Raw genomic sequence first — 20,389 nt, 5'->3', positions numbered from 1 at the left:
ACAGCGCCGGGGGGGTGGGACTCAGCCGCCGATGGCGCTCATCGGCCGCGGCGGCTGGAGGAAACCGGGCTCATTGATCCCGTGCCCGGGCTTCTTGCCCGCCAAGCAGAAGTGGATCAGGTCCACGATCTCCTCCGGGTCGCCGCTCTCACGCAGCGGAGTACGCAGGTCGGTCTCGCCCTGGGCGAAGAGACACGAACGCAGCTGACCGTCCGCGGTCAGCCGCAGGCGGTCGCAGGCCCCGCAGAAGGGCATCGTCACCGACGCGATGACGCCGACCTTGGCCGGACCGCCGTCCACGTAGAAGAGCTCGGCGGGAGCGGCGCCGCGGCCGGGCACCTCGGTGAGAGTGAACTCGGTGCGCAGCTTCGCCAGGATCTCCGCGCCGGTGATCATGTTCGTGCGCTGCCACTCGTGCCCGCCGTCGAGCGGCATCTGCTCGATGAAGCGCAGCTCGAAGCCGCGCCGCAGCGCCCAGCGCAGCAGCTCCACCGGCTCGTCGTCGTTGAAGCCCGGCATCAGGACGGTGTTGATCTTCACCGGGTGGAAACCGGCCTCGTCCGCGGCGTCGATGCCGGCCATCGTGTCCTCGAACCGGTCCCGACGGCTCAACTGCTTGAACCGGTCCGGATCCAGTGTGTCCAAACTGATGTTGACGCGCGACAAACCCGCCTGGCGCAACGGCTCGGCCAACTTCGGCAGACGGATGGCATTGGTCGTCATCGACACCTCGACCGGACCGGCACCGCCCTCCATCGCGGAGATGCCGGCGACGATGTCGACGACGTCGGGACGCAGCAGCGGTTCACCGCCGGTCAGGCGCACCTCCTCGACCCCCGCGTCGACGGCGATGCCGACGACCCGCAGGAGCTCCTGCGTGGTCAGCAGCTCCTGCTTGGGGAGCAGCGGCACGCCCTCCGCGGGCATGCAGTAGGTGCATCGCAGGTTGCACTTGTCCGTCAGCGAGATCCGCAGATCGCGGTGCAGGCGGCCATGGGTGTCCATCAGTGGGCGGGTCATCAGCAACTCATTCCTGACCATACGTGGGAGCCGTCGACCTCGAACTGCTGCTTCCAGACCGGCAGCTCGTGCTTGATCGCCTCGACGACGGCGCGACAGAGGGTGAAGGCGAGATCACGGTGGGCGCTGCCGACCACGACGACGAGCGCGAGATCACCGACATCGAGGTCCCCGATGCGGTGGGTGGCGGACACGTCCGTCTCGCCCGCGGAGTCGTGCTCCGCGACGGTCCGCGCGACGACCTCCTCGATGAACCGCCCAGCGTCCGGGTGGCAGGTGTAGCGCAGTGCGACGACCTCACCCGCGGCCTCGGGATCGTGGTCCCGGACCTGCCCGACGAAACTCGCGACCGCACCGTGGGTGGGCCGGTCGACGCTCGTGAGCATGGCGGCCAGGTCGATCGCCTCGGTGGAGATCCACGCGCTACGTGTCATCAGTGATCGCCTCCGGACAACTGGTCGAGGATGTGACCCACGAGGGGCAGCAGGACGTCGAGCCCCTCGCCGACGGCCTTCGGGCTGCCAGGCAGGTTGACGACCAGGGCGCCGGGAGAGTCGGGGCCCGCGTCGACGACACCCACGAGCCCGCGGGAGAGGGCGGCGAAGGGGGTGTTGCGCGCCCCTTCGGCCCGCAGCAGCTCGGCCACTCCGTGGAGCTCGCGGTCCAGAACGGGCGCGGTGCCCTCCGGGGTGCGGTCGTGGGGCCCCACGCCGGTGCCGCCCGAGGTGATCACGAGCCGGGCACCGGTGGCCAGCGCAGCGCGCAGGACCTGCTCGACCTCATCGGCCCCGTCGGGCACGAGGCTGGCGCTCGTGTCATAGCCGCCGGCCCGCAGACGCTCGACAGCGGGCGGTCCGGAGAGGTCCTCCCGCACGCCGGCGGCAGCGCGGTCGGAGACGGAGATGACATGTGCCGCAACGGCCACGGTGCCTCCCTCCATTCGATGTTCACTCCAGTGTCTCAGGTCTCATCAAGCCCCCGACCCGGGGCTCGCCCCATCATCGCCGCGACGCCGACAAAAGACGAGTGCTGCCGGCCACACCCTCTCGGGTCCGGCCGGCAGCACGTCGTGCAGGGGGGAGGTCAGAGGCCCAGGTCGCGGCCGATGAGCTCCTTCATGATCTCGTTGGTGCCCGCCCAGATCTTGTGGACGCGGGCGTCCTTCCAGGCGCGGGCGACGCGGTACTCGTTCATGAAGCCGTAGCCACCGTGCAGCTGCACGCACTCGTCGAGGACGTCGCACTGGATCTCACCGGCCCACCACTTCGCCTTGGCGGCATCGACTGCGGTGAGCTTGCCCTCGGCGTGGGCCACCACGCAGGAGTCGATGTAGGCCTCGGAGACCTCGACCTTGGTGACGAGCTCGGCGATCTTGAACTTGTTGTGCTGGAAGGTGCCGATCGGCTGACCGAAGGCCTTGCGCTCCTTCGTGTACTCGATCGTCTCCTGGAGGATCTGCTTGGCGCCGGCGATGTTGGCGATCGCGTTGCCCAGGCGCTCCTGGGGCAGGTTCTGCATCATCGAGATGAAGCCCATGCCCTCGGGGCCGAGGAGCCGGTCGCCGGAGACGCGGACGTTGTCGAAGAACAGCTCGGAGGTGTCCGACTCGGGCTGGCCCACCTTGTCCAGGGGCTTGCCCTTGGTGAAGCCCTCGTCCTCCTTCTCGAGGACGAACAGGGAGATGCCCTTGGCACCCTTCGTCGGGTCGGTCCGCACCGCGACGACGGCCAGGTCGCACTGGTAGCCGTTGGTGATGAAGGTCTTCGACCCGTTGATGACCCAGTCGCCGGAGCCGTCGTCGGCCTTCACGGCGGTGCTCTTGAGGTTCGCGAGGTCCGAGCCGCCGGACGGCTCGGTCATGCCGATGGACAGAATCTTCTCGCCGGTGACGACACCCGGCAGCCAGCGCTCCTTCTGCTCCTGGGTGCCCATCGAGACGATGTACGGCGCGGTGATGTCGGAGTGGATGCCGAAGCACGACGAGGTCGCGGCGTTGAACTTCGACAGCTCCTCGGCCACCACGGCGTTGAAGCGGTAGTCGTCGATGCCCGCTCCGCCGAACTCCTCGGGAATGGTCAGGCCGAAGAACCCCTGCTGACCGGCCTCGAGCCAGACCTCACGGGGGATCGTGTGCTCGGCGATCATCGACTCGGCGCGCGGCACGAGCGAGCGCTCGACGAACTGCCGGACGGAGGAACGGAAGGACTCGTGGTCCTCGTCGTAGATGTTGCGGGGCATGAGCCCACCTCTCTGGCACCGACGTGCCGAAAACTTGTGCTAAGCGCTTGCTTAGTCTTACTCCGAGCGGGCATGCTGTCAAACGTGACGGTGCCGACGCCATCCCTCCCCGCGCACGACAACCCGACGGTCGTGCGCCTCTTCGAGGCCGCCGCCGATGCCTTCGCGGACAAGGGGTTCCACGCGACGACGACCCGGGACATCGCCTCGCGGGCCGGACTGTCCCCCGCCGGGGTCTACGTCCACTTCGCGAGCAAGGAGGACCTGCTCTTCCAGCTCAGCCGCGTCGGGCACGAGGGCGCGCGCGATGCCCTGGCTGCGGCCGCTGCCGAGGCCAACTCGCCCACGGAGGCCCTGTCCGAAGTGATCTCGACCTTCGCCCAGTGGCACGCGGAGCAGTACCAGGTCGCGCGGATCGTCCAGTACGAATTCCGCCACCTCTCCCCCGACCACCAGCGCGAGGTCCTCACGCTGCGTCGCGAGATCGACGGGGTCGTCGAGGGGATCATCACCGAAGGCGTCGCGTCCGGAGAGTTCTGTGTCGAGGACACCCGCGTCACGGCCCTGGCCGCGCTGTCACTCGTCGTGGACGTCGCGCGCTGGTACCACCCCGGCGTCAGGCGCACCCCCGAGGACATCGGCGCTGACTACGGCCGACTCGTGCTGCGGCTCGTCGGGGCATCATGAGCCTGCCCCGCGTCGTCATCGCCGGCGGGTCCGGGTCCCTCGGGCGGCTGCTCGCCGCCCGACTGGTCGAGCACGGTCACGACGTGCGCATCCTCACCCGCCGGGTGGACCCCGGGAATCCCTTCGAACAGGTCGTCTGGGACGGCCGCACCGTCGGCGACTGGGGCGATGTCCTGCGCACGGAGGACGAAGCGGGCGTCGCCCTGGTCAACCTCGCCGGCAAGCTCGTCGACGTGCGCCCGACGGAAGCCAACGTCGCCGAGCTGCGCCGCTCACGGGTGGAGTCCACCCGGGCTCTCGTCGAGGCGAGTCATCGTCTCGAGCGGCCGCTCGTGGCATGGGTGCAGGGTTCGACGACGGCGATCTGGTCCGATGCCGGGGAGGAGCGGGTCACCGAGACCACTCCCCTGCCCGACCCCGGCCTTCCACAGATGACCGGCGTGGCCCGACCGTGGGAGTCAGCGACGCAGGGAGCGAATGCCGACCACCTCGTGCTGCTGCGCACCTCGATCGTGCTCGACCGGAACGCCCCCGCACTGCAGATCCTCGCTCGCCTGACGCGCGCGGGTCTCGGGGGTCGGGTCGGGTCCGGGCAGCAGTGGTTCAGCTGGATCCACCACGAGGACTGGGTGCGGGTGGCCATCGCCGCGTTGGGTCTCGACCCGCAGGTGGGCGTCCCCGAGGGGCCGCTCGTCGCGGCGGCGCCCCACCCCCTTCGCAACGCAGACCTCATGGCCGCCCTGAGGCGCCATCTGCGCCGCCCCCCGGCACCACCCACTCCCGCACCGCTGCTGCGCCTGGGCGCGGTCGTGCTGCGGAGCGACCCGGCCCTGGCACTCACGGGTCGGCACTGCACGTCGGCGGTCCTGGCGGACGCCGGCTTCACCTTCGCCCAACCGGACATCGACTCCGCCCTGGCCCAGATCTACGGCTGATCCCCGTCCGCGGTCACTCGACGGAGATGGCGAAGGGGGCAAGCAGCCCGAGCGCACCGACCGGGTCGACCCGCAGGCCCTCGACGCGGGTGGAACGCACGTCGATGACGTAGTCGCGGGCACCGCGCAGGTCGGCGCCCCGCAGGTCGGCCCGCACGAAGCGGGCGCCGGCCAGCGAGCAGTCCTCGACCACGACGTCCGTGAGGATCGCCCCGTCGAAGTCCACGTCCACGAGCACGCACCGTTCGAACCGCGCCCCGGTCAGGTCAAGACCGCTGAAACTACCCATCGACAGCTGGCAGTCGGCCCAGGTGGACGGCTGGGGCGAGATCACGGGCGCGCCCATCGTTGACCACGAGGTGGCCAGTGCCTTGCACCCGGTGAACGTGCACCCGTCGAGGACGCTGTCGGGCAGGCTCACCCGCGAGAGGTCGACCCGCTCGACGGTGCACTGCTCGAAGCGGACCCCGGACAGCTGCGCACCTGCCCAACTCGCATCGCGCAGCGTGCACCCGACGAGCTCGACGTCGGCGAGTCGTTCGCCGTCCTCGAGACTCCCGGTGAGCACCTCGTCGACGATGCTCGAGCGGCCGTTGATCTGGTCGGCCAGAGAACGCATCGACTTTCAGTCGCGGGTGAGGCGACGATAGGTGACGCGGTGCGGCCGCGCGGCGTCCTCACCGAGGCGCTCGATCTTGTTGGCCTCGTAGCCCTCGAAGTTGCCCTCGAACCAGTACCACTTGGCGGGGTCGGCCTCGGTGCCCTCGTAGGCGAGGATGTGCGTCGCGACGCGGTCGAGGAACCACCGGTCGTGGGAGATGACCACGGCACAGCCCGGGAACTCCAGCAGGGCGTTCTCCAGCGAGCCGAGGGTCTCGACGTCCAGGTCGTTGGTCGGCTCATCGAGCAGCAGCACGTTGCCGCCCTGCTTGAGCGTCAGCGCGAGGTTGAGACGGTTGCGCTCACCACCGGAGAGCACACCGGCCTTCTTCTGCTGGTCGGGGCCCTTGAAGCCGAACTGGCTGACGTAGGCACGCGAGGGGATCTCGACATTGCCGACCTGGATGAAGTCGAGCCCGTCGGAGACGACCTCCCAGACGTTCTTCTCCGGGTCGATGCCCGCACGGCTCTGGTCGACGTAGGAGAGCTGGACCGAGTCGCCGATGTCGACCACGCCGGCGTCCGGCTCCTCGATGCCCACGATGGTCTTGAAGAGCGTGGTCTTGCCGACACCGTTGGGGCCGATGATACCGACGATGCCGTTGCGCGGCAGGCTGAAGGACAGGTCCTGGATGAGCACCCGCTCGTCGAAGCCCTTCTTCAGGCCCTCGACCTCGATGACCTTGCTGCCCAGGCGCGGGCCCGGCGGGATCTGGATCTCCTCGAAGTCCAGCTTCTTGGTGCGCTCGGCCTCGGCGGCCATCTCCTCGTAGCGCGCCAGACGCGACTTGGACTTCGTCTGCCGGGCCTTGGCGTTGGAGCGGACCCACTCGAGCTCGGACTGCAGTCGCTTGGCGAGCTTCTGGTCCTTCTTGCCCTGGACCTGCAGACGCTCCTGCTTCTTCTCCAGGTAGGTGGAGTAGTTGCCCTCGTAGGGGTAGAGCCGGCCGCGGTCGACCTCGGCGATCCACTGGGCGACGTTGTCCATGAAGTACCGGTCGTGAGTGACGGCAAGGACGGCGCCGGGGTAGCTTGCGAGGTGCTGCTCGAGCCACAGCACCGACTCGGCGTCCAGGTGGTTGGTGGGCTCGTCGAGGAGCAGCAGGTCGGGCTTCTGCAGGAGGAGCTTGCACAGCGCGACGCGGCGGCGCTCACCTCCGGAGAGGTGAGTGACCGCCTCGTCCGGGGGCGGGCAGCGCAGTGCGTCCATCGCCTGCTCGAGCTGGGAGTCCAGGTCCCACGCATCGGCATGGTCGATGTCCTCCTGGAGCTTGCCCATCTCCGCCATGAGCGCGTCGAAGTCCGCGTCGGGGTTGGCCATCTCCTCGGAGATCTCGTTGTAGCGGTCGAGCTTGGCCTTGATCTCGCCGGCGCCCTCCTCGACGTTGCCGAGGACGGTCTTCTCCTCGTTCAGCGGCGGCTCCTGCAGCAGGATGCCCACCGTGGCGCCCGGCTTGAGGCTTGCCTCGCCGTTGCTCGGCTGGTCGAGCCCGGCCATGATCTTCAGGATGGTCGACTTGCCGGCCCCGTTGGGCCCGACCATCCCGATCTTGGCCCCGGGGTAGAAGGACATCGAGACGTCATCGAGGATGACCTTCTCGTTGTGCGCCTTGCGTGCACGAACCATGGTGTAGATGTAGTCGGCCATGGAGGCAGGCTATCCACTCCTGCCCCCATGCCCGAATCGCGCCGCAGCTCAGGCAGGCAGGGCTTCCGCCTCCTCCGGCTCCTCGGGTACGGCCCCCGAGAAGGACGGGGACTCCCCCTTCGCGTCGGCCGTCACCGGGGGCAGCCCCCAGCTCTGACCGTCGCTCTCCTCGAGCCGCTCCTTCATGCGGGTGTATCCGCCCTCACCGGCGGCCTCCTTGGCAGGGTCGCTGCCACGGCCCGACTTCGCGTACTCGGTCGTCCCGAAGGTGAGGTCGTGACCGACGCTGTAAGCGTCGATGTCGGCCGAGGACCCCCAGGACTCGTCGGCTCGCTGGAAGTCGTTGATCGTCAGGCGGCCGCGGACGACCACCGGATCACCCTTGTGCAGCGAGGTGTGCGAGTTCATCCCCAGCGAGCGGTAGGTCGCGACGTTGTAGTAGCTCGTCGGGCCGTCGATGAAGACCCCCTCGCGGTTGCGTCGACGAGCATTGGTGGCCAGCCGGAAGGTCGTGAACTGCACCCCGGCTCGGGTGGTGCGGTGCTCGGGGTCGGCGACGAGGCGCCCGGCGACGGTCAGCTCGGTCTCATTCATCACGTGATCCTCTCTCCAGCCCACCTCGGCCGGTGGGCTCGTGGGAACCACCCTCACGAGCCTGCGGCGAAGGAACCACGCCTCGCCCGGGGGCTGTGGACCGCGTCGGTGGACGCGGCGACCTTGTGGACGCTCAGCCCAGGACGCGGCGCAGGTCCGAGCGGGTGTCCGCGTGCTCGGAGAGCACTCGGTGTACCGGCTCGACGACGTGCTCGTCGGCCACCGAGCCGATGGACTCACGCAGTCGACCCCTGATCACGGCAGCGCGCCGACGGGCCCCGGCACTGGCCAGCCACCGCGACAGTGCGGCGAGGAGCAGACCGGCGAGCAACCCACCGGCGAGCAGCAGGAAGGGTGCGGCGAAGGGTCCGACATCGACGGTCGGGATCTCGGGCAGCTGCAGCCATGCGGCCGCTGCGATGACGAAGAGCCAGACCAGGCCGACCACTGCGGCCAGGGCGAGGACGACCTGCAGCGCCCCGAAGAGCGGCCACCACAGCGGCTTGCGCGCCCGCAGCGACGTCGCGAGCACGGCCTGGTCGAGGGTGTCGGCGAGGTCGTGCTCGGCCGGCCGGGCGGCGTCGGCGACGGCATCCGCCCATCGGGTCGGCAATCCCTCGCCCGCGCTGGTCCCGATGCGTCGCGCGGCGAGGTCGACTGCGGCCCTCGCAGCCGGCGCGGGCGGAGGGATCGAGGAGCGGCCCAGCACCGCGCGCATGTCCTGCTCGGTGATGTCGGGGGTGTCCGCGTCCTCACGGTCGAGTCGCAGCCGTTTCAACGGCGCCGGGCGGAAGGCCCGGATCCACCGTGTGAAGGGCCAGCCCGTGCGCGCCCACGACTCGAGGCGGTAGTCGCGGGCGACGGCATCCACGACGGTCGGGACGCCGGCGCTGCGGCACAGGGCGTCGACGAGCTCATCGCGAGCGCGATCAGGGACGCCGGCGTCCACGTCCGCGACGGAGTCGCCCAGCCCGTCGGCAGCGGTACGCAGGTCCGCGGCCAGCCGGTGCCGGACAGCGTCAGCGTGCGCCACGGCTCCCTCCAAGTGCGTACGCAACTCGTCGATCCCGGCCCCGGTGACGGTCGAGGTGCCGATGACATCGTGGCGCTCCAGCCCGTCGCGCTCGAGCAGCTGGGTGAGGTGGGCGGTGATCTGCTCCTGCCCGCCCTGCGGCAGACGGTCGATCTGGTTGAGGACGACGAGGGTGACCGCGCCGTAATCGCGCAGCACCCCGACGTAGTCGTCGTGCAGGACGGAGTCCGCGTACTTCTGCGGGTCCGTGACCCAGACGAAGACATCGACGAGCTCCAGGACCCGGCGCGCCTCCCGCCGGTTGGACTCCTCCCGGGAGTCGAAGTCGGGCAGGTCGACGAGCACGAGGCCGTCCGGACCGTCGTCTGCCGTCGGGACCTGGTGGCGGGAGCCGACGGACAGCCAGTCGAGCAGCTCGCCGGCCGGTTCGTCACCCCACACTGCTGCGGTCGGTGTGGAGGTCGTGGGGCGACGCAGGCCGACGGTGGCGACGTCCGCCCCGATCATGGCGTTGAAGAGGGAGGACTTGCCGGACCCGGTCGCCCCGGCCAGGGCGACGACCGTGTGCCCCCCGACGAGGGAGCTGCGCTCCGAGACCTTGCCCAGGACTTCCCGTGCCCGCGCGGCCGGCCCGGGCTCGAGGCGGGCACCGCCTGCCCGCAGTGCCCGAGAGAGCGCGTCAACCCTGGCGGAGATCTCCTCCGCGGCGAGCGGGGCGCCGTCCTTGCGACGAAGGGAGGGCAGTGGGCTCATCGCAGACCCTCCTCGACGGCGGTGACGGCCTTCTGCAGGCGCCGGATCTGGGCCTCGCTGACGGTCAGATCGCCCGTCACCTCGGTGTAACGCCCGCGCTCGCCCGTGAAGAGGTCGTCGACGCGCTCGAGGAGTAGCGTGCGGGCCTTCACGGCCATCTCGCGCACGGCCTGGTCGCCGAAGATCGCCTCCAGCACCTTCTGCGCCAGGGCGGTGGTCCCACCGGCGATCGCGACCTCGGGGGCGACGAGTACGCCACCGGTGTGGGCGAAGGAGACGAGCATGAGGAACAGGCCGATGCCGTTGACGCCGTAGGCGGCGACCCGCGCGTTGGTGCGGCGATTGGCCCCCTCGGACCGGACGATGTCGAGCACGTCCCCCTGCCAGTCCCGCACGAGTCGCTCGACGTCCTCCTCGATGCCACGCGAGGACCGGGCCAGTCCGGGGTGCTCGTCGAGCACGATGGGGCCGGCCTCCGTGCCCCGCCAGGTGCGCGCGACCGTCGCCGCGGCAGTGTCGGCCTCGGCCAGCAGCAGGGCCGAGACGCCGGTCTGCAGTGCCTCGTCGAGCTCGGCGGTCGGCTCCGGGCCACGCACCGAGGCGGTGACGCGGTCGCGGATCCTGGCGACTCCCTTCTCCACCTTGCGGAAGAACTCACCGGTGCCGACGAACTCCTGCCACCGGGCCAGGACCTCGCCGCGCAGGAGCTGCCCGTCCGCCATCCCCTCGGTGACGCCCTCCTCGGCGCGGTCGTAGGCGTCGTAGGCGACCTTGGCCAGACCGCCGACCTCCTCTCGCTGGGCTCGGGTGGCCCCCACGAGTGCGTCGAGCCGGCCGTCGAGGGAGCGCAGGGCACCCTCGAGCGTCTGGCGGACGATGATGCTGCGGGCCTTCTGGTCGCCGGCGAGCGCGGTGAGCCAGCCGTGGACCCGGGCGATGTCCGCCTCCGGGATGAATCCCCAGGCGTCGAGCTCGGCCTCGGGAACCGTGAAGACCGGCGAGGTGCCCATCCCCTGCTCGCGCAGCATCTCGATCAGGTGGGAGCGCACCTCGTCCATCCCCGGGCGGTCGACGCGGTCCAGGACGATCGCCACGGCGGTCCCCCGGTCGCAGGCCTGGCGCAGCAACCGCCACGGGATGGCGTCGGCGTAGCGCGCCGCCGTCGTGACGAAGAGCCACAGGTCGGCGGCGGCCAGGAGCTGGGCGGCCATCTCGCGGTTGGCGGAGACGACGGAGTCGATGTCCGGTGCGTCCAGGATCGCCATCCCGGACGGGAGGTCCTCGGAGGGCTCCAGGCGCACGGTGCCCGGCTGGGGCTCGGCGTCGCCCCCGGTGACGCGGGCGAGCGAAGGGAGGACCCGCCCGTCGCGGAACCACGGCTCGTCATCGGGGTGGTGGATGAGTACGGGGCTGGTCGTGGTCGGCCGGAGCACGCCGGAGCGGGAGACCTCGCGGCGGAGGATGGAGTTGATCAGCGTCGACTTGCCCGCACCAGTCGATCCGCCGACCACGGCGAGCAGAGGCGCATCGATCGAGGACAGCCGCGGGATGACGTAGTCGTCGAGCTGGTCGAGGAGCGCGGCGCGCTCCCGGCGCGCTTCGCGTGTGGACGCGAGGTCGAGGGGGAGGTCACTGCGCTCGACCTCGTCACGAAGCGCCGAGACCCGCGCGAGCATGCCGTCGAGGTCGACCGGTCCCGTCGTCATCTCGCCCATGCGCACACCTTATCCAGCGCGACGCGTCCTCCCGGAATCCGCTGCGCGCCGTGGCACGTGGTGTCAGGATCACGTGCATGGCAACGACGAAGGCACTCCTGGTGGGCGCGGGTCATGCGCACCTTCACTTGATCAGGCGCGCCGACGAACTTGCTGCCGCAGGATACGAGATCCATCTGCTGGCGCCGCGGTACTTCGACTACAGCGGAGTTGCCTCGGCGATGGCCGTCGGTGGTCTGCCTCGCGGTGCGGGGAGAGTGGATGTGCGGGCCCTCGCCGGCTCGACCGGAGTGAACTTCCACGAGGGCAGGTTGCTCAGCCTCGACCCGGTCCGTCGGATCGCCACGGGCGCGGATGGCGCCCAGCTGGCCTATGACGCGCTCTCGCTCAACATCGGCAGCGTCGTCTCGCCGCAGGGCATGCGGGTTCATCCCAGCGTCGTGCGCGTGAAACCTCTGGCCGCTCTGATGGCTCTGGATGCCCGCCTGCAGGAGTCGACCCGCTCTGCGACCACCGTCACGATCGTCGGCGGGGGCGCTACCGGCATCGAGCTGGCCGCCCAACTGGCGACCCGGTGGGGTGTGGGTCGGGTCCGGCTCGTCGAGTCCGGCCCCGCCATCGGCGCGGACCTGCCCCCCGGAGCCCGCGAACGGGTGCTGCGTGTCCTCGCGCGGCGGGGCGTGGCCATCCACACCGGGTGCCTCGTGCAGGAGATCGGCGAGCGAGGCCTGGTCTGCGCCCACGGGTGCGAGATCGCACACGACGTCGCGGTCCTGGCCACTGGACTGTCAGCGCCCCCCGTGCTCGAGGAGTGGGGACTCGGTGATGAGCGCGGCGTACCGGTTCGTGCGACCCTCCAGCACACGCATCGCGATGAGATCTATGCCGTGGGCGACTGCGCCCAGTTCCTCCCCCGCCCGCTGCCACGGCTCGGGGTCCACGGAGTGCGTCAGGGACCGGTGCTGCACCAGAGCCTGCTCGCTCGGATCCATGACCGCGACCTGCCGCAGTACACACCACGACGTCGCGCGCTCTCCATCCTCGACCTCGGTGGCGGTGTGGGCCTCGCCGTCCGAGGACGCTGGTGGTGGTACGGCGCTGGCGTGCTCCGGCTCAAGCGCCGCATCGATGAGCGGTGGCTGACGATGTATCGACTGCGATGAACACGACCCTGACGCACCGGTCCGGCAGACCGGGAAGGAACGCCACTCCCAGGGGGTTACCCAGTCGTGAATGACTCCCAGCCCCAGGACAGCGCGCCTCGCAAGGCCCGCTTCCGCGAGTGGGTGGAGCCCGAGATCGAGGTACTGCTGCGGGTGGCGCAGTCCATCACCGCGAATCGGGCGGACGCCGAGGACCTGGTCCAGGAGACGTTGCTGCGCGCGTACCGGGCTGTCGACCGCTTCGACGGCAGGCATCCACGGGCGTGGCTGCTGACGATCCTGCGTCATACGAACGCCAACATGCACCGTCGGCAACGGCCGGGCACCATCGGGGACTGGGAACTCATCCGCGCCGCACAGCCGGCGTTCGGACGCTCGGAACTGCCCAGCGCCGAGGACAGTTTCGTCGACCAACGGCTGCACGAGGACCTGGCGGCCGCCATCCGCGCGCTCGACCCCCGATTTCGGGCGGCGCTCATCCTCGTCGACGTCCACGACCTCAGCTACGGCGAGACCGCCGCGATCATGGGGGTCCCCGTGGGCACGGTGATGTCTCGCCTGAGCCGGGCACGCCAGCGCGTGCGCACGTCGCTGAGGTCCAGCTCACTCGTTCGAGGAGGCCTGTCATGACAGGGACCCTGCGGCAGATGCTGACCTGCCACTGGTCCGCCCGCCGTATCCAGCGCTATCTCGATGCCGACCCCGCTGCACCCCTGACGCCCGGGGAGATCTCGCGCCTCGAGGGGCACCTGGCCACCTGCGCACGGTGCACGCGGGTCGTCGCCGAGCACCGGACGCTGCACCGGGCGCTGTCGCTGTGGTCGGGCGGGATGGATGTTGACCCCGGGTCGGTCCAACGCATCCGGGACTTCCTGACCACGATCAACGACGAGGACCACGCATGAACGCCGGCCGAACCAAAACCGCGCCCGCCGACGACGACCTGTGGGACCTGCTCGTTGTGGGCGGTGGCACGGCCGGAATCGTGGGAGCGAAGACCGCCGCACACCTGGGTGCCCGCGTCCTGCTCGTGGAACAGGAGCGCACCGGAGGAGACTGCCTGTGGACGGGCTGCGTGCCATCCAAGGCGCTGCTGGCGGCCGCGTCCGTCGCCGCCAGCGCCCGCACTGCCCACCGGTTCGGCGTCGGCGTGGGCGAGATCTCCGTCGATTTCACCCAGGTGATGCGTCATGTGCGCGCAGCGATCGACCACATTGCCCCCGTCGACTCGATCGAGGCACTGGAGGAGTCCTCGGTCGCGGTCACCGAGGGCACCGCCCACTTCACCACAGCGGACTCGGCCGAGATCGACGGGACGAGGGTGAGGTTTCGGCAGGCCCTCGTGGCCACCGGGGCCGCACCGGCGCTCCCGCGCATCCCTGGCCTTGCCGACGTGGGGTACCTGACCAGCGAGACCGTCTGGGATCTGGATGAGCTCCCTGCCGACTTGGTCGTCCTTGGTGGCGGCAGCATCGGCTGCGAGCTGGGTCAGGCCTTTGCCCGCCTGGGCAGCCGGGTGTCCGTGGTCGAGGGCGCGCCCTCGATCCTTCCGCGCGAGGACCCCCGCGCGGCCGAGGCGCTCGCCCGTGCCCTCGTCGACGACGGGGTGGAGCTGCACACCGGCTCCGGCGTCGAGGCGATCGAAGCCACCACCGGAGGGGCCGGGGTCCTCCGTCTCGGCAACGGGCGGCAGGTCCCCTTCACCCGCCTCCTCGTCGCCGTCGGGCGCACCCCCCGCACCGTCGACCTCGGGCTGGACGCCGCGGGGGTCGAGGTCGATGACCGCGGCTTCGTCGTCGTCGATGAGCTGCTGCGCACCACCAACCACCACATCTGGGCGGCCGGGGACCTGACCGGCCATCCCCAGTTCACCCACACCGCTGGAGTGCACGCGAGCCTGGCTGCCTCGAATGCCATCGTGGGAGTGCGCCGCAAGGTCAACCTGGCCGCGGTGCCCAGGGTGACGTTCACCGATCCGGAGGTCGCGGCCGTCGGCCTCGCGAGCGACACCCGTCTGCCGGGCCTGCACTGCGTCGAGTGGTCGCACAGCCACGTCGACCGAGCTGTGGCAGAGGCCGCAGTCGATGGCACCACCCGACTCGTGGTCGGCAAGCGCGGTCGCATTCTCGGTGCCACCGTGGTCGGCCCACGAGCGGGTGAGACCCTCGGTGAGCTCACTCTGGCGATCACCCGGGGACTGACCACGCGCGACCTCACCGGCGTGATCCACCCCTATCCCACGTACAACGACGGGCCGTGGAATGCGGCGGTCTCCGACGTGCGGGACCAACTCGCACGGCCCACCGCCCGACGCGCCCTGGGAGTGCTCGTGCGGACTCGTCGCTGGCGGCTACGCCGGGCTGCCTGACGACGGATGAGAGGCATCGACAGACCGTCCGCGGCGAGCCCACTCACGACAGATCGCGAAATCCGGCCACGATGCGCTGGGCGGCACTGATACCGACGACCCCCGCCCACACGGTGGCGATGGTGCCGGAGTGCACGGGCACGAGCAGCCACAGCGCGTGCACTGCGACGGTCTCGGTGCCCTCGGCGAGACCGCCGAGGAAGCTGAGCGAGCGCCCGTCGTCTCGTTGACGACCGGTCCGCTCCGCGATGGAGGAGAACGCCAAGAAGGCCGCGCCGTTGATGTAGTAGGCGAAGAGAACCCCGAGGAAGGGCAACCAGCCGACCTCGTACTGGGCGGTCGCGCCGACGGCCACCCCGATCACGGTGGCGCCGTACACCACGAAGTCGGCCGTGATGTCGAGGAAGCCGCCGGCCTCTGGCCGTGGACCCTCCTCGCCACCACGAGCGGCCGCGCGGCGCCGCCGAGCAAGAGGGCCATCGAGCCCGTCCATCAGCCGGGAGAACACCCACAGTGCCAGTGCCCACCACCACAACCGACCGGCGGCGGTCGCCGCACTGGCCAGCCCGGTGGCCAGGCCGAGCAGGGTCAATCCGTTCGGGGTCACCCCCGGTCGATCGAGGAGCCCGGCCAACCCGGACAAGGGCGGGTCCAGCAGGCGGCGAGCCGCTGTGTCAAACATGGGCCCGCTCATCGCTGCTGTGCTCGCCGCGAGGCTCGTTGAGTCGTCGCGCCCACCACGACCCGCCCACGATGAGCAGGACCAACGCAGAGAGGGCGGCCGCCAGACCCCACGGGTCGGAGCCGTAGGCACCCAGGGCAGCGTAGGCCAGGCATCCGGGCACCATCCCGATGGCGCTACCCAGGACGTAGTGCCGCACCCTGACACCGGTCAGCCCGGCGGCGTAGTTGACCGCATCGAAGGGGACCAGGGGCACCAGCCGAACCAGCAGCACCGCCGACAGTCCGTGGGCGGTCAGCAGTGCGTCGACGCGCTTCACCCGTCCACGAGTGAGCCGATCGACCGCCTCCCGCCCCAGCACCCGCCCCAGGCCGAAGGCGACGACGGCGCCGACCAGCGCGCCGGCCAAGGAGAGACCGGCTCCCGCCCACAGGCCGAAGAGGGCACCGCCGGCGATCGTGAGCAGCGATTTGGGGCCGGGAACGAGAGCCAGCACCGCATAGAGGCTGACGAAGAGCACGGGCGCCCAGATGCCGGCGACGGCGACCCGTGACCTCAGTGCCGCGATGTCCGGGGGCCCCAGCACGATCGCGAGGACAGTGACGCCGAGCAGCATGAGCGCCAGGAGTGCTGCCTTGACTCCAGCGACGCGCCCCATGCGTGCTCCTGACTGGTGCTGAACGGTGTGTACTACTGCGGGAAGTCCCCGAGCATCCCGAAGTGTTCCTGATGTGACATGTTGCCTGCCCCGGAGGTCCGATGCACCGACGTTCTGCTCGACTTCTCCTGCCGGCCGCGCTGCTGATGTCCATGATCTCCGCCTGCGCCGCTCCGGTTGCGCCCGGAGGCTCCACGACCGGGAACCGCTCCTGGACGCAGATCTCTGACCAGGCCACGGGGCAGACCGTCGACCTGTGGATGTACGGAGGCGACCAACAGGGCAATGCCTACGTCGACGACGTACTCGCGCCCGCCGCAGCCGATCTCGGAGTGACCCTACGACGAGTCCCGGTGGCTGACACCTCCGACGCCATGACCCGGATCCTGGCCGAACGCCAAGCCGGTGAGGAGGATGGCGCGGTGGACCTCGTGTGGGTCAACGGAGACAATTTCGCGACCGGCAAGCAGGCTGACGCCTGGCGCTGTGGCTGGTCCTCCCAACTACCGAACATGACGTACGTCGCACCGGATGACGCTCTGGTCACCCACGACTTCGGGACCCGGGTCGACGGCTGTGAGGCACCGTGGCACAAGGCGCAGTTCACCCTGGTCTACGACTCCGCCCGGATCGCGGAGCCTCCCACGACGCTCTCCGGCGTCCTGCAGTGGTCACAGGACCACCCCGGACGCTTCACCTACCCGGCCCCACCTGATTTCACCGGCTCGGTCTTCCTCCGGCAGGCGCTCTACAGCACCTCCGGTGGAGTCGACGAGATCCCGGCACGATTCGACCAGGCCACGTACGACGACCTGGCCCCGGCCTTGTGGGAGACGCTGGACGACGTGGCCGCGTCCCTGTGGCGCCAGGGACGAACCTACCCCCGCGACTCCGTCGCCCTGGACCGTCTCTACGCGGACGGCCAGGTGGACCTGACGATGACCTACGGTCCCGCAAGGCTGACCGGACTCGTCGAGGACGGCACCTTCCCGCCGACCACACGCGTCCTCCCTCTGGAGGAAGGAACGATCGGCAACGCCAGTTTCCTCGCCATACCGGCCACGGCCGGTGACGCCGAGGGCGCGATGGTGGTGGCCAACGTCGCGCTCTCGCCCGAGCAGCAGGCGATCAAGGCCGACCCCGGCACATGGGGTCAATTCACCGTGCTCGACACCGACCTGATGAACGCGTCCGACCGGGCACGATTCGAGGACCTACCCACCTCTGACATCGTTCCGCCGTACGAGGTCCTTTCACGCAATGCCCTCCCCGAGCTGGGTTCGTCCTGGGTGACCGAGCTCGACGAGGGCTGGCGTCGGGCGGTCCTGGGAGCCGGGTCATGACGGATGGCGGCTCCGGGGCCCGACTCGTTGCGCCAGCAGTGGTCCTGGTCGTGGCGGTCACCGGTACGGCACTGGGCGCCGTCCTCGCCACGAGTCTGGGCCTCCTGCCCCTCGTCGGCCAGCCCCGACTGAGCGCTGATGGCTTCACCGTCGTGGCCGGCGACCTACGCGGTGCGGCGCAGGAGTCCCTCGTCACGGCCACCACGGCGACCGTCCTCGCCGCGATCATCGGTCTCACCACCGCCACGGTCATCGTGCGCGCCGGTGGCGGAGCCCGTCTCGTCATCGGGTGTGCCGTCGTGGCGCTCACGGTGCCGCACCTCGTCGGAGCGGCCGCGACGGGGCTTCTCCTCTCCGACGTGGGGCTGGCTCAGCGCTGGACCGGGATCCCGGCTTCATCGTGGCCTGATCTGGTCGGCGGCCGATGGCCGTGGGCCACCGTGCTGGAACTGGCGTGGAAGGAGTCGGCCTTCGTGGCGCTGGTGGTGGTCGCCGCCATCGGGCGCCCCTACGCGGAACTGCGGGAGGCGGCAGCGGTGCTCGGCGCGACCCCGAGGGCCCAATGGCGGCGCGTCATGGTGCCCTTGGCCGCGCCCGCCCTCACCGCCTCGTCGCTCATCGTCTTCCTCTACTCACTCGGTACCTACGAGGTTGCGCGACTGCTGGGTCGCGCCTACCCGGAACCGCTGCCGGTCATGGCCTACCGACTCTTCACCAACATCGACGTCACCGCCCGACCCCAGGCAGCCGCCACCGCGGTCGTCGCGACGGCACTGGCGCTGACGGCAACACTGATCATCCTTCCGGTCCTGCATCGACTCGGAGCCGAGCGATGAGGCGCCGGCAACCCAACCACCTCACGATGCGCTGGACACGCCCAGCGACGGTCACGGCGCTGCTCGTGCTCTGGCTGGTCATTCCCCTGGTTCCGCTGGTGATGTGGACCGGCGCCGCGCGCTGGTCGGGCACGGCTCGGGTGCCCCAGGAGCTCGGGCTGGACGCGTGGCACGATGCGCTGGACTCGGGGGTGCTCACGGCGTTGGGCCTGTCCGTGCTGCTGGGAGCGGCCGTGGCGCTGATCGCAACACCTCTGGGGGCCCTGGCCGGGCGGGCACTGGGGTGGCGACTGCTGCGCCGGCCCACCCTCCCTTCGCTCGTGCTGCTCGGTCCGGTCGCTCTGGCCCCCTTCGCCGTCGCGATGGGGCTGGACATCGTCATCCTGCGACTGGGCATCCCCGGAGAAGTCGCCGTGGTCCTCGTCCTGAGCGTGTTCGCACTGCCCTACACCACCTTCACCCTGAGGGCCACGTACCTGTCCCTGGACCCGGCGCTGGAGGAACAGGCCCGTGTCCTGGGCGCCACCCCGGCCCGGGCGCGGCGGCGGACGACGCTGCCGGCGGCAGCCAACGGCCTGGTCACGGCAGCGGGTCTGGCCTTCCTCGTCGGGTGGAGCGACTACGCCGTCACCCTGCTGATCGGGGGCGGTCAGATCATCACCGCTCCCATCCTCATCGGCTCCGCGGCCGCCGGCTCGGGCAACGACGCCCTTACGGCGACCTTGGCCGTCCTCGCCAGCCTGCCACCGCTGGCCGTCCTCGCCGTCTACACCTACGTGGTGGCACGCACCACGACGAAGGGGTATCGATGACCCTCGCCCTGCGCCTGTCCGCCATCACCCATCGGCACCCGTGCGCGACCGGCGCGACCCTGACCGACGTCGACCTCGACGTGTGGGCCGGCCAGATGGTCGCCGTCCTCGGCCCCTCGGGCTCCGGCAAGACCACGCTGCTGAGGGTCGCAGCCGGCCTGGAATCTCCCGAGTCCGGTGAGGTCCTCCTCGACGGGGTGGACGTGTCGGGTGTGCCACCGGAGCGACGTGACCTGACCATGATGTTCCAGAAACCACACCTCTTCCCGCACCTGAACGTGCTGGACAATGTCGCCTTCGCCGACCGGCTGCGCAGCCGGGACAGGACGTCCAGCCGGGTTGCCGCGCAGCGATACCTCGACCTCGTCCACCTCGGAGGCCTCGGCCGCCGCCGGCCGCGGCAGCTGTCCGGTGGCCAGGAGCAACGCGTCTCGCTGGCGCGAGCTCTCGCCGCCCAGCGCCGGGTGATGCTCCTGGACGAGCCCTTCAGCAGTCTGGACACCGGCTTGCGTGCTTCGATGCACCGACTGATGGATGAGGTCCGCGCCACCCTGCAGCCCACGATCGTCATGGTGACCCACGACCTGGGCGAAGCCGAGCTCGCTGACCGTGTCGCCGTGCTCGTCGAAGGACGTATCGAGCAGGTCGATGTCATCGAGAGGCTGTACGCAGCGCCGCGGACACTCGCCGTCGCCCGCCTGGTCGGCGGCTTCAACGAGTTGCCCGGCAGGATCGAAGGGGGTGTCCACCACTCGAGCTTTGGGTCCTTTCCCCTCCCCGGCGAGGTCGAGTCGACGGGCCCGTCGATCCTGGTGGTGCGCAAGGAAAGACTCGAGCTGGCCCCCCTCGGCACGTCCCCGACGCTCACCGGCCTGGTCGTGCACGTCCGCCAGTCCGGCGCCCATCAGGACGTGGTCGTGGCTCTCGAGCACCAGGGCGTCGCGGCCGGGCCCAGGATCACCGTCGAGGTACGACTGGGCTCGACGCTCCGTCCCGGCGACCGCACCGGTGTCCGACTGCCCGGGGCACACGGCCTGTGGGCGGTGGCCGATACGGAGAGCGCGGGGTCGGCGACAGCACAAGAGGAGCCGGGACCACGTGACCGGGTGTCTCTGCGGGGCGCCTGATACTCAGGCTCACCACCTCGCAACATCGGTGATCGTGCGCCTCCGGCGAGACTCGAACTCGCGACCTCGGGATTAGAAAGCCCTTGCTCTGTCCAGCTGAGCTACGGAGGCACTCCC

Annotated in this window: 21 protein-coding genes and 1 tRNA gene; 10 read left to right on the top strand and 12 right to left on the bottom strand. The window is 70.2% G+C overall.

All coding sequences use genetic code 11. The annotated features are described in order from the left end of the window. Positions 1-21: 21 nt before the first annotated feature. The 4 genes from moaA to BJY20_RS13220 all read right to left on the bottom strand — a co-directional run bounded on the left by moaA (position 22) and on the right by BJY20_RS13220 (position 3,258). Positions 22-1,020 (bottom strand): GTP 3',8-cyclase MoaA, encoded by a 999-nt coding sequence (moaA, locus tag BJY20_RS13235; RefSeq protein WP_185991966.1) that lies wholly within the window; start codon positions 1,018-1,020, stop codon positions 22-24. Next, positions 1,020-1,454 carry a molybdenum cofactor biosynthesis protein MoaE gene (locus BJY20_RS13230; RefSeq protein WP_185991965.1) on the bottom strand — a complete coding sequence of 145 codons (435 nt, stop codon included), beginning with the start codon at positions 1,452-1,454 and terminating at the stop codon, positions 1,020-1,022. The genes moaA and BJY20_RS13230 overlap by 1 nt, the downstream gene beginning before the upstream one ends. Next, positions 1,454-1,945 carry a MogA/MoaB family molybdenum cofactor biosynthesis protein gene (locus BJY20_RS13225; protein WP_343062898.1) on the bottom strand — a complete coding sequence of 164 codons (492 nt, stop codon included), beginning with the start codon at positions 1,943-1,945 and terminating at the stop codon, positions 1,454-1,456. Before BJY20_RS13225 ends, BJY20_RS13230 begins: the two co-directional genes overlap by 1 nt. A 158-nt stretch (positions 1,946-2,103) precedes the next feature. Further along, complete coding sequence (locus BJY20_RS13220) at positions 2,104-3,258, bottom strand: acyl-CoA dehydrogenase family protein (RefSeq protein ID WP_185991963.1); 1,155 nt, start codon at positions 3,256-3,258, stop codon at positions 2,104-2,106. Positions 3,259-3,342: 84 nt separating this feature from the next. Here BJY20_RS13220 and BJY20_RS13215 point away from each other — a divergent pair, with 84 nt between their 5' ends. Continuing rightward, on the top strand, positions 3,343-3,945 hold the full coding sequence (locus tag BJY20_RS13215) for a TetR/AcrR family transcriptional regulator (protein ID WP_343062897.1): 603 nt from the start codon (positions 3,343-3,345) through the stop codon (positions 3,943-3,945). Continuing rightward, entirely contained in the window at positions 3,942-4,880 is a 939-nt protein-coding gene (locus tag BJY20_RS13210) for a DUF1731 domain-containing protein (RefSeq protein ID WP_185991962.1), read from the top strand. The genes BJY20_RS13215 and BJY20_RS13210 overlap by 4 nt, the downstream gene beginning before the upstream one ends. 13 nt (positions 4,881-4,893) lie before the next feature. On the opposite strand, the gene BJY20_RS13205 is transcribed toward BJY20_RS13210, so the two are convergent. From BJY20_RS13205 to BJY20_RS13185, 5 genes are all read right to left on the bottom strand, one after another. Further along, a complete protein-coding gene (locus tag BJY20_RS13205) occupies positions 4,894-5,499 on the bottom strand; it encodes a pentapeptide repeat-containing protein (RefSeq protein WP_185991961.1) in 606 nt (201 codons plus the stop codon). A 6-nt stretch (positions 5,500-5,505) separates the two neighbouring features. Continuing rightward, on the bottom strand, positions 5,506-7,188 hold the full coding sequence (gene ettA, locus BJY20_RS13200; protein WP_185991960.1) for an energy-dependent translational throttle protein EttA: 1,683 nt from the start codon (positions 7,186-7,188) through the stop codon (positions 5,506-5,508). Between the two features lie 48 nt (positions 7,189-7,236). Then, positions 7,237-7,782, bottom strand: coding sequence for a single-stranded DNA-binding protein (locus BJY20_RS13195; protein WP_185991959.1), 546 nt, complete (start codon positions 7,780-7,782; stop codon positions 7,237-7,239). A gap of 133 nt (positions 7,783-7,915) precedes the next feature. Beyond that, positions 7,916-9,568, bottom strand: a complete 1,653-nt coding sequence (locus tag BJY20_RS13190; protein ID WP_185991958.1) for a GTPase — start codon at positions 9,566-9,568, stop codon at positions 7,916-7,918. Next, complete coding sequence (locus tag BJY20_RS13185) at positions 9,565-11,283, bottom strand: dynamin family protein (RefSeq protein WP_185991957.1); 1,719 nt, start codon at positions 11,281-11,283, stop codon at positions 9,565-9,567. The genes BJY20_RS13190 and BJY20_RS13185 overlap by 4 nt, the downstream gene beginning before the upstream one ends. A 77-nt stretch (positions 11,284-11,360) precedes the next feature. On the opposite strand from BJY20_RS13185, the gene BJY20_RS13180 reads away from it, so the two are divergent. From BJY20_RS13180 to BJY20_RS13165, 4 genes are all read left to right on the top strand, one after another. Then, positions 11,361-12,446, top strand: coding sequence for an NAD(P)/FAD-dependent oxidoreductase (locus BJY20_RS13180; protein ID WP_185991956.1), 1,086 nt, complete (start codon positions 11,361-11,363; stop codon positions 12,444-12,446). A gap of 66 nt (positions 12,447-12,512) precedes the next feature. Next, entirely contained in the window at positions 12,513-13,076 is a 564-nt protein-coding gene (locus BJY20_RS13175; protein ID WP_185991955.1) for a sigma-70 family RNA polymerase sigma factor, read from the top strand. Then, positions 13,073-13,351 carry a zf-HC2 domain-containing protein gene (locus tag BJY20_RS13170; RefSeq protein WP_185991954.1) on the top strand — a complete coding sequence of 93 codons (279 nt, stop codon included), beginning with the start codon at positions 13,073-13,075 and terminating at the stop codon, positions 13,349-13,351. The genes BJY20_RS13175 and BJY20_RS13170 overlap by 4 nt, the downstream gene beginning before the upstream one ends. Next, positions 13,348-14,814, top strand: coding sequence for a dihydrolipoyl dehydrogenase family protein (locus BJY20_RS13165; RefSeq protein WP_185991953.1), 1,467 nt, complete (start codon positions 13,348-13,350; stop codon positions 14,812-14,814). Before BJY20_RS13170 ends, BJY20_RS13165 begins: the two co-directional genes overlap by 4 nt. 43 nt (positions 14,815-14,857) lie before the next feature. Here the strand turns inward: BJY20_RS13165 and BJY20_RS13160 are convergent, their stop codons facing one another. Next, on the bottom strand, positions 14,858-15,496 hold the full coding sequence (locus tag BJY20_RS13160; protein WP_185991952.1) for a CDP-alcohol phosphatidyltransferase family protein: 639 nt from the start codon (positions 15,494-15,496) through the stop codon (positions 14,858-14,860). After that, entirely contained in the window at positions 15,489-16,154 is a 666-nt protein-coding gene (locus tag BJY20_RS13155) for a TVP38/TMEM64 family protein (RefSeq protein ID WP_185991951.1), read from the bottom strand. The genes BJY20_RS13160 and BJY20_RS13155 overlap by 8 nt, the downstream gene beginning before the upstream one ends. Positions 16,155-16,255: 101 nt before the next feature. Here BJY20_RS13155 and BJY20_RS13150 point away from each other — a divergent pair, with 101 nt between their 5' ends. Genes BJY20_RS13150 through BJY20_RS13135 form a run of 4 tightly spaced genes read left to right on the top strand, consistent with a single transcriptional unit; the run spans position 16,256 to position 20,272 of the window. Continuing rightward, positions 16,256-17,497 carry an ABC transporter substrate-binding protein gene (locus tag BJY20_RS13150; protein WP_185991950.1) on the top strand — a complete coding sequence of 414 codons (1,242 nt, stop codon included), beginning with the start codon at positions 16,256-16,258 and terminating at the stop codon, positions 17,495-17,497. Then, positions 17,494-18,333 carry an ABC transporter permease subunit gene (locus tag BJY20_RS13145; protein ID WP_185991949.1) on the top strand — a complete coding sequence of 280 codons (840 nt, stop codon included), beginning with the start codon at positions 17,494-17,496 and terminating at the stop codon, positions 18,331-18,333. Before BJY20_RS13150 ends, BJY20_RS13145 begins: the two co-directional genes overlap by 4 nt. 26 nt (positions 18,334-18,359) lie before the next feature. Next, on the top strand, positions 18,360-19,145 hold the full coding sequence (locus BJY20_RS13140; RefSeq protein ID WP_185991948.1) for an ABC transporter permease: 786 nt from the start codon (positions 18,360-18,362) through the stop codon (positions 19,143-19,145). Next, positions 19,142-20,272: an ABC transporter ATP-binding protein gene (locus tag BJY20_RS13135; RefSeq protein WP_185991947.1), complete on the top strand. Its 1,131-nt coding sequence runs from the start codon at positions 19,142-19,144 to the stop codon at positions 20,270-20,272. Before BJY20_RS13140 ends, BJY20_RS13135 begins: the two co-directional genes overlap by 4 nt. A 37-nt stretch (positions 20,273-20,309) precedes the next feature. Here the strand turns inward: BJY20_RS13135 and BJY20_RS13130 are convergent. Next, positions 20,310-20,383 (bottom strand) — tRNA-Arg (locus BJY20_RS13130). Positions 20,384-20,389: the final 6 nt, after the last annotated feature.

The organism is Janibacter cremeus, assembly GCF_013409205.1.
GTDB classification, from domain to species: Bacteria; Actinomycetota; Actinomycetes; order Actinomycetales; family Dermatophilaceae; genus Janibacter; species Janibacter cremeus.
Note: the sequence above shows the minus strand (reverse complement) of the source record. Positions and strands in the feature narration are given on the sequence as shown.

Coding starts and splice junctions, on each gene's coding strand:
- BJY20_RS13135 (WP_185991947.1), top strand. CDS start 19,142: ATGACCCTCGCCCTGCGCCTGTCCGCCATCACCCATCGGCACCCGTGC.
- BJY20_RS13165 (WP_185991953.1), top strand. CDS start 13,348: ATGAACGCCGGCCGAACCAAAACCGCGCCCGCCGACGACGACCTGTGG.
- moaA (WP_185991966.1), bottom strand. CDS start 1,020: ATGACCCGCCCACTGATGGACACCCATGGCCGCCTGCACCGCGATCTG.
- BJY20_RS13220 (WP_185991963.1), bottom strand. CDS start 3,258: ATGCCCCGCAACATCTACGACGAGGACCACGAGTCCTTCCGTTCCTCC.
- BJY20_RS13180 (WP_185991956.1), top strand. CDS start 11,361: ATGGCAACGACGAAGGCACTCCTGGTGGGCGCGGGTCATGCGCACCTT.
- BJY20_RS13140 (WP_185991948.1), top strand. CDS start 18,360: ATGCGCTGGACACGCCCAGCGACGGTCACGGCGCTGCTCGTGCTCTGG.
- BJY20_RS13195 (WP_185991959.1), bottom strand. CDS start 7,782: ATGAATGAGACCGAGCTGACCGTCGCCGGGCGCCTCGTCGCCGACCCC.
- BJY20_RS13185 (WP_185991957.1), bottom strand. CDS start 11,283: ATGGGCGAGATGACGACGGGACCGGTCGACCTCGACGGCATGCTCGCG.
- ettA (WP_185991960.1), bottom strand. CDS start 7,188: ATGGCCGACTACATCTACACCATGGTTCGTGCACGCAAGGCGCACAAC.
- BJY20_RS13170 (WP_185991954.1), top strand. CDS start 13,073: ATGACAGGGACCCTGCGGCAGATGCTGACCTGCCACTGGTCCGCCCGC.
- BJY20_RS13190 (WP_185991958.1), bottom strand. CDS start 9,568: ATGAGCCCACTGCCCTCCCTTCGTCGCAAGGACGGCGCCCCGCTCGCC.
- BJY20_RS13155 (WP_185991951.1), bottom strand. CDS start 16,154: ATGGGGCGCGTCGCTGGAGTCAAGGCAGCACTCCTGGCGCTCATGCTG.
- BJY20_RS13205 (WP_185991961.1), bottom strand. CDS start 5,499: ATGCGTTCTCTGGCCGACCAGATCAACGGCCGCTCGAGCATCGTCGAC.
- BJY20_RS13150 (WP_185991950.1), top strand. CDS start 16,256: ATGCACCGACGTTCTGCTCGACTTCTCCTGCCGGCCGCGCTGCTGATG.
- BJY20_RS13160 (WP_185991952.1), bottom strand. CDS start 15,496: ATGTTTGACACAGCGGCTCGCCGCCTGCTGGACCCGCCCTTGTCCGGG.
- BJY20_RS13230 (WP_185991965.1), bottom strand. CDS start 1,454: ATGACACGTAGCGCGTGGATCTCCACCGAGGCGATCGACCTGGCCGCC.
- BJY20_RS13145 (WP_185991949.1), top strand. CDS start 17,494: ATGACGGATGGCGGCTCCGGGGCCCGACTCGTTGCGCCAGCAGTGGTC.
- BJY20_RS13210 (WP_185991962.1), top strand. CDS start 3,942: ATGAGCCTGCCCCGCGTCGTCATCGCCGGCGGGTCCGGGTCCCTCGGG.